This window comes from Streptomyces sp. NPDC058375 (genome assembly GCF_042723425.1).
Classification (GTDB): domain Bacteria; phylum Actinomycetota; class Actinomycetes; order Streptomycetales; family Streptomycetaceae; genus Streptomyces; species Streptomyces durocortorensis.
Map to the genome: position 1 here is coordinate 1 of NZ_JBHXJG010000313.1, position 7,376 is coordinate 7,376.

Annotated in this window: 5 protein-coding genes; 3 read left to right on the plus strand and 2 right to left on the minus strand. The window is 72.3% G+C overall.

Features of this window, described 5'->3' with window-relative positions; genetic code table 11:
• Positions 1-68: 68 nt before the first annotated feature.
• The 3 genes from ACFWM7_RS31800 (at position 69) to ACFWM7_RS31810 (ending at position 4,718) form a co-directional block, all read left to right on the plus strand.
• Entirely contained in the window at positions 69-1,355 is a 1,287-nt protein-coding gene (locus tag ACFWM7_RS31800) for a carbohydrate ABC transporter permease (protein ID WP_383267282.1), read from the plus strand.
• A complete protein-coding gene (locus ACFWM7_RS31805; RefSeq protein WP_383267270.1) occupies positions 1,352-2,293 on the plus strand; it encodes a carbohydrate ABC transporter permease in 942 nt (313 codons plus the stop codon). The genes ACFWM7_RS31800 and ACFWM7_RS31805 overlap by 4 nt, the downstream gene beginning before the upstream one ends.
• Before the next feature lie 190 nt (positions 2,294-2,483).
• Positions 2,484-4,718, plus strand: a complete 2,235-nt coding sequence (locus ACFWM7_RS31810) for a CDP-glycerol glycerophosphotransferase family protein (protein ID WP_383267273.1) — start codon at positions 2,484-2,486, stop codon at positions 4,716-4,718.
• A gap of 93 nt (positions 4,719-4,811) precedes the next feature.
• Here ACFWM7_RS31810 and ACFWM7_RS31815 read toward each other — a convergent pair whose 3' ends face one another.
• Together ACFWM7_RS31815 and ACFWM7_RS31820 are read right to left on the minus strand one after the other, a co-directional pair.
• Positions 4,812-5,954, minus strand: a complete 1,143-nt coding sequence (locus ACFWM7_RS31815; protein ID WP_383267276.1) for a glycosyltransferase — start codon at positions 5,952-5,954, stop codon at positions 4,812-4,814.
• The coding region (locus ACFWM7_RS31820; protein ID WP_383267279.1) for a CDP-glycerol glycerophosphotransferase family protein at positions 5,951-7,376 on the minus strand (1,426 nt) is incomplete at its 5' end. The genes ACFWM7_RS31820 and ACFWM7_RS31815, both read right to left, overlap by 4 nt.

Sequence of the window (7,376 nt, forward strand, 5' to 3'; positions counted from 1 at the left end):
GTGCGGCGCCCCCCGCCGACGACACGAGTCCGCGCCCGTCCCCCGACCCGAAGAAGCCCGGCCGGAGCGTGACCGGCACCCGCAGGGTCATCGCGGCGGCGTTCCTGCTGCCCGCGCTGGTGCTGCTCGGTGCGCTGGTGGTCTATCCGATCGGGTATTCGGTCTACCGGTCGTTCTTCGACCAGGCCGGTACGGGCTTCGCCGGGATCGACAACTACAAGGCCCTGTTCACCGACGACACGATCCTCACGGCGGTGAAGAACAACGCGATCTGGGTGGTCTTCGCCCCGACGGTCGCCACCGCGCTCGGGCTGATCTTCGCGGTGCTGACCGAACGGATCCGCTGGGGCACCGCGTTCAAGCTGATCGTCTTCATGCCGATGGCGATCTCGATGCTGGCGGCGGGCATCATCTTCCGGCTGGTGTACGACCAGGCTCCCGAGCGCGGTGTGGCCAACGCGGTGGCGGTGAGCGTGCACGACACGTTCAACGAGTCCGCGGGCTTCCCGAAGGCCCGTCCGCTGCCCGTTCACCCGCTGGAGAAGAGCGGGGGCGGGACCTTCGTCTCCAAGGAGCCGATCCGGGCGGGCCAGCCGTTGCGGGTGCCGCTGGTCGGCGTGGCCCCGGCGAAGATGCCGGGCGACGCGCGGCCCGCCGAGGGTGCCCCGGCGGCCTCCGGGGACAAGATCTCCGGGACGGCGTGGCTGGACTTCACCCGGGGCGGCGGCGGGAAGCCGAACGTCGTCGACCCGAAGGAGCTGGGCCTGAAGGGCCTCGAGGTCGAGGCGGTGAAGGACGGCGAGGTCATCGCCACGGCCACCGCCGGAGCGGACGGGGTGTTCACCCTGCCCGCCTCGGCGGACGGGGCCCAACTGCGCCTGCCCGCCGACAACTTCCGCGAGCCGTACAACGGCGTCGACTGGCTCGGCCCGTCCCTGGTGACGCCCGGGATCATCGGCAGTTACGTGTGGATGTGGGCCGGGTTCGCCATGGTCCTGATCGCCGCCGGTCTTGCCGGCCTGCCGCGCGAGCTGCTGGAGGCGGCCCGGGTGGACGGGGCCAACGAGTGGCAGGTGTTCCGCCGGATCACCGTGCCGATGCTGGCGCCGGTGCTGGCGGTGGTCCTGGTGACCCTGATGATCAACGTGCTGAAGGTCTTCGACCTGGTGTTCATCATCGCGCCGGGCTCCTCCCAGGACGACGCGAACGTCCTGGCGCTCCAGCTGTACCGGTCCTCGTTCGGCACGGACGCGGACCTCGGGATCGGCAGCGCGATCGCGGTGCTCCTGCTGCTGCTGGTGATCCCGGTGATGCTGGTCAACATCCGCCGGATCCGGAAGGAGGGACGGCGATGAGCAGCGCACCGGACGTGAACACCGCCCGCATCGGCCGCCAGAAGGCGGTCTCACGGCAGCCGGGCGTCCCCGAAGCGCCCAAGCCGAAGCAGTCCCTCGGGGCCAGGATCGCCGCCCGGGCCGGCGGCGGGGTGATGCGGGTCTTCCTGATCCTCGTCGCCCTGTTCTGGCTCATGCCCACGATCGGTCTGCTGCTGTCCTCGCTGCGCGGTCCGCAGGACATCGCGGCGACCGGCTGGTGGAAGATCTTCACCGCCCCGTCCGAGCTGACCTTCGACAACTACCAGCGGTTGCTGGACAATTCGACGATCACCGGCTCGCTCGTCAGCACGATCATGATCACCGTGCCGTCCACCGTGCTGGTGGTGGTGATCGGCTCGCTGGCCGGATACGCCTTCGCATGGATGGAGTTCCCCGGCCGCGACTGGTGGTTCCTGCTGGTCGTGGGGTTGTTGGTGGTGCCGGTGCAGGTCGCGCTGATCCCGGTCTCCGAGCTGTTCGGCACCATCGGGATCTTCGAGACGACGCTCGGGGTGGTGCTGTTCCACACGGCGTTCGGCCTGCCGTTCGCGATCTTCCTGCTGCGGAACTTCTTCGCGGAGATCCCCCGCGAGCTGCTGGAGGCCGCCCGGCTCGACGGCGCGGGCGAGATCCGGCTCTTCACCCGGGTCGTGATGCCGCTGGGCGGTCCGGCGATCGCCTCGCTCGGGATCTTCCAGTTCCTGTGGGTGTGGAACGACATGCTGGTCGCGCTGATCTTCGCGGACTCCGAGTCGCCGCCGATCACCGTGGCGCTCCAGCAGCAGGTGCGCCAGTTCGGCAACAACATCGACGTGCTCGCGCCCGGCGCGTTCGTGTCGATGGTGATCCCGCTGGCGGTGTTCTTCGCCTTCCAGCGGCAGTTCGTCTCCGGCGTGATGGCGGGCGCGGTGAAGTAGCCCGACCGGTCGAACGACCCTCACCGCACAGACGTACGGCCGACCGTCAACACCGAGCGGCCCGGTTCCCCGGAACCGGGCCGCTTCGGCGTCCTGGTCCCCCGATTGCCACGTCCGGCGTAACCCTGTCATTCCATCCGACGTTTGCGCTCTGCCTGGTTTCCGCGAACGATCGACCCATGGATGTGTAGTGCCCCGGTTCTCCGTCATCGTGCCCGCTTTCCGGGTCCAGGCGTATCTGCACGCGTGTCTGGATTCCGTGCTGGCCCAGTCGTTCAAGGACTACGAGATCGTCGTGGTCGACGACTGCTCCCCCGACGCCTGCGGACCGATCGCCGACGAGTACGCCCGCCGGGATCCTCGCGTCACCGCACTGCACCTGCCCCGCAACATCGGCCTCGGGCCGGCCCGCAACGCCGGGATGGGCCGGGCGACCGGCGACTACCTGATCTTCCTCGACGGCGACGACACCCTGCTGCCGGACGCGCTCCAGACCATCGCCGACCGGATCGACGCAACCGGCGAGCCCGACGTCCTGATGTACGACTACGCCCGTACGTACTGGACGGGCCGCAGCGTCCGCAACGTCCTGGCCGCCCACCTCGACGAGGCCGGCCCCGAACGCTTCCGGCTCACCGACCGCCCCGAGCTGCTGCAACTCCTCATGGTCGTCTGGAACAAGGCGTACCGCCGCGCGTTCGTCGAGGCCGAGGGGTTCACCTTCCCGCCCGGCTACTACGAGGACACCCCCTGGACCTACCCGGTCCTGATGTCGGCCGATTCGATCGCGGTGCTCGACGCGGTCTGCGTCTCCTACCGGCAGCGGCGGCGCGGCAACATCCTCTCCACCACCAGCGAGAAGCACTTCGACGTCTTCGACCAGTACGACCGGGTCTTCGCGTTCATCGACTCCCGCCCCGAACTCGCCCTGTGGCGGCCGGTGATGTTCCGCCGCATGCTCGACCACTTCTCGGCGCTGTTCGCCTCCCGGGACCGGCTGCCACCGCACAGCCGCGCCGCGTTCTTCCGCCGGGCGACCGCGTCCTGCCGCCGCTACCGCACCCCCGGCGCCCCGGTCCCGCGCCGCGCGCTGCTGCGGCACGGCCTGCTGCGGCTTGGGGCGCGGCGCACCTACCAGGCCCTGTCCGGAGCCCAGCGCCTGAGCGGCCGGCTGCGCCGGGGCGCGGCGGCCGTGCGCCGGGCGGTACGGGGCGCGGCGCTGCGGGCGCACTACCGGATCCAGTTGCGGCTGCCGCTGCGCCCCCGGGACGCGGTGTTCGCCACCCGGGGCGGCAGCGGGTACGCGGGCAGTCCGGCGGCGATCGAGGCGAAGGTCCGCGAGCTGGTGCCAGGGGTGCGGACGGCCTGGATCTGCCGCCCCCTCGACGCCCACACCGTGCCGACCGGCACCCGTCACCTCGCGCCCGGAACCTTCGCCCACGGGGCGGCGCTGGCCCGGTCCGCGTACCTGGTGAACGACGGCCCCTTCGACCGGGGGCTGGTCAAGCGGCGGGGCCAGATCCTGCTGCAGACGCACGAGGGCACGCCGCTGCGGACCGTGGGCACCGATCTGCTGGACCGGCCCGCCGCCGCCCGGGGCACCGACTTCGACGAGCTGCTGCGCTCGGTCGACACCTGGGACTTCTCCCTCTCTGCGAACCCGCACTCCACCCTCGTACGGGAGCGGGCCTATCCGTCCGCGTACACGACGCTGGAGTACGGCTCGCCGCGCAACGACGTGTACCACCGCACCGGCCCGGCCGAAGTGGCTCGGCTGCGCCAGACGCTGGGCATCCCGCAGGGGGCCACCGCCCTGCTGTACGCCCCGGTGCCCCGCGACTACCGGCGTGTCCAGCGGCCCCCCTTGGACCTGGAGCGGCTGGTACGGGTCCTGGGCCCGCAGTTCGTCGTCCTGGCCCGGGCGCCCCGCCCGGCCGGCCCCGGGGGCGGTCACCGTGCGCCGCATCCCCGGATCATCGATGTCAGCGCGCACCGGTCCGTGGAGACGACGGCGCTCGCCTCGGACGCGCTGATCACCGACTACGCGTCGCTGATGTTCGACTACGTCAACCTGGACCGCCCGGTGGTGCTGCACCTCGACGACATCGAGGCGTACGAGGCGGCTCGCGGCACGTACTTCGACATCACGGCGTTCCCGCCCGGCATCGTGGCCCGGAGTCAGGACGAGCTGTTCGACATCTTCGGGACCGACCACTGGCGGGGCTCCCGCTCGGCGCAGCTGCGGGCCGCGTTCCGGGCCCGGTTCTGTCCGTACGACGACGGGTACGCCGCCGAGCGGGTGGTGCGGCGGGTCTTCCTCGGGGAGACGGACGGGCTGCCGCTGCCGGTGCCGTCCGCCGCCCGCCGGACGCCCGCGGCGCTGCCCGCGCAGGACGGGGCCGGGGCGGCGGCCGTCGGGGGCTGACCCTGGTGGCCGCCGGGCGGGCTCAGCGGCTTCCGGAACTCCGGGCGGCGGGTCTGCTCGGCGGCTTCATGAGCCCCCGGGCAGCGGGCCCGCTCAGCGCTCCAGGAACGCGAACAGCTCCTCCCAGCGGCGCAGGGTCTCCGGCTCGGAGAACCGCTGGACGCCGGAGCGGGCCCGCGCGCCCATCGCGTCGCGCAGCCGGGGGTTGCCGGTGAGCCGCAGCAGCCGGTCGGCGAGGGCGGCGACGTCCCCGGCGGGGGCCAGGAGCCCGTCCTCGCCGTCGCGGACGATCTCCCGCACCCCGGGCGCGCAGTCGAAGGCGGCGCAGGGCACCCCGCTGGCCATCGCCTCAAGCAGCGCGAGCGGGAAGCCTTCGCCCCGGGAGGACTGGACGAAGACGGAGGCGTCCGCGAGGGCCCGCTCCACGTCGTCGGTGCGGCCCATCCACTCCACGGACCCGTCGAGGCCGAGCCCGGTGCACTGCGCCTTCAGCGCGGCCTCGTCCTCGCCCGCCCCGTACACGCGCAGCCGCCAGTCGGGGCGGGCGGGGGCGACCAGGGCCCAGGTGTCCAGGAGCAGGTCGATGCCCTTCTGGTCGCTGAGCCGGCCGATGCTGGCGACGGTCTTCGCCGTGCGCGGGGAGGGCACGACGGGGAGGCGGGAAAGGGCGTTGGGCAGGAAGCCGACGTTGTTCATGCCGTCGCCGGCCCACCGGTCGGCGTCCTCCTCGGTGAGGACGAGCCAGTGGTCGAGGTCCCGGTAGTGGTTCTTGATCCAGCGGTAGCGGTGGCTCGCGCGGGAGTAGCCGTAGGACTCGTGGCTCATCCCGATGACCCGCAGCCCCGTGGTGTCGGCCTCCCCGACCCACTCCATCGCCCAGACCTGGGTGACGATGACGACCGCGCCGGGGCCGGCGGTGGCGAAGAGCTCCGAGAGCCGTCCGACCGCCTGCTTCTTCGCGGCGACCCGGGCCGCTTCCCTGCGCCGGGTGGGGATCCGGAAGCGGTCGCGGACGCCGTGGGGTGTCCAGGGGGTCGGGGGGTGCGCCGGGTAGAGGGCGGTGACGGGGTGGGCGGGCTGCCGGGGCAGCGCCATCTTCAGGTCGGAGGCGTGGATGCCGATGGCGTGGACCCGGTGGCCCTGTTCGGTGAAGAGGCGGGCGGTCTGGTGCATCCAGCCGGTGACGCCGCCGAGTTCGTCGGTGCTGTTGGAGACGATGAAGATGTCGCGGCTCATCGGCCGGCCCCCCGGTCGTGGTCGGTGGTGTGGCGGACGCCCCGGCGGGTTGCGGGGCCGAAGACGGCCGCGACGGTTCTGCGGGCCGCGTCGCCCCGGTCGTAGGTCCCGAACTGCTCGGCGAAGGCACGCCGTTGGTCGGCGTACCGGGTGTCGGACTTCTTCAGCTCCGCGAGGGCGGCGAACAGCTCCTCCTGGGTCGCGGCCACCGGACCCGGGGCCTGCTCCCGCAGGTCGAAGTAGCTGCCGCGCTCGGCCGCGTACGCCTCCCGGTCGGGGGCGAACAGCACGACGGGCCGGTCGAGGAGGGCGAAGTCGAACATGATGGAGGAGTAGTCGGTAACCAACACATCGGTGATGGCGAGGAGTTCGCTGACGTCGTGGTGGCGCGAGACGTCCACGACGGTGCCGGGCGGGCAGACCGGCAGCCGGGCGGACTCCAGGTAGTGGGCCCGCACCAGCAGGGTGTGGGTGTCGCCGAAGCGCTCCGCGAACTCCCGTACGTCCAGGAGGAGTCGGCTCTTGCGCTGCTTTCCGGGGCCGCCCCGGAACGTCGGGGCGTACAGCACGGTCTTCTTGTGGTCGTCGAGACCTAGCGCCCCGGCGAGCGGTGGGCGCGGCAGCCTGCCCTCGGCCTCGGACCGGTCGCGCTCCGCGATCAGGGCGTCGTTGCGCGGGTAGCCGGTGCGCAGGAGCCTTTCCTCGGGCAGCCGGTAGGCGCGGGCGAGGGTGTTCACGTCGTGCTCGGAGCGGACGAGGAAGTGGTCAAAGCGGGCCACGGCCTGCTGGAGCCGTTCGCGCTGCGGGGCGTTCTGGAGCCGTACGCGGGTCTCGTCGAAGCCCATCCGTTTGTACGCGGAGCCGTGCCAGGTCTGGACGTACGTGGTGCGGTCGGGCTTACGGAGGTGCTGCGGGAAGCCCTGGTTGTCGACCCAGTACTCGGCGCGGGCCAGCGCCCAGAGATAGCGCCAGGACCAGCGGCGTACGAGGCGGGCGTCGTCGGGGAAGCCGGCCGGGGAGGGGTCGTAGGACCAGGTGGCGTGGAGCTTCAGGCCCTGGCGGCGGATCTCCTCGTACAGGGCGCGCGGGCTGTCGCCGTAGCAGGTGCCCATGTGGCTCTCGAAGACGACGGAGCCCCGGCGGACGGGGAGCCGGGTGAGCCAGGTGTTGTACGCGGGGGCCTTGAAGCCCCGGGAGCGGTAGCGGTCGAGCCGCTTGCGCAGGGCCCGGACGAGGAGCTTGGCCTTGCGGGCGGGCCGGAAGCGGGTGGCGTAGCGGATCAGGCGGTGGGCGGTGCGGGCCGGGCGGCGGCGGGCGGTCAGGCGCAGCGCCAGGTGGTCCTTGAGGGTGATGTAGGGCTCCCAGGTGTCCCCGGCGAGCCGCCCGAGCCGGGGCCGCGCGGCGAACCGGGCGGCCCCGGCC

Bases quoted from the DNA above. Each gene is read 5' to 3' on its own strand.
- ACFWM7_RS31805 (WP_383267270.1), top strand. From the start codon at position 1,352: ATGAGCAGCGCACCGGACGTGAACACCGCCCGCATCGGCCGCCAGAAG.
- ACFWM7_RS31815 (WP_383267276.1), bottom strand. From the start codon at position 5,954: ATGAGCCGCGACATCTTCATCGTCTCCAACAGCACCGACGAACTCGGC.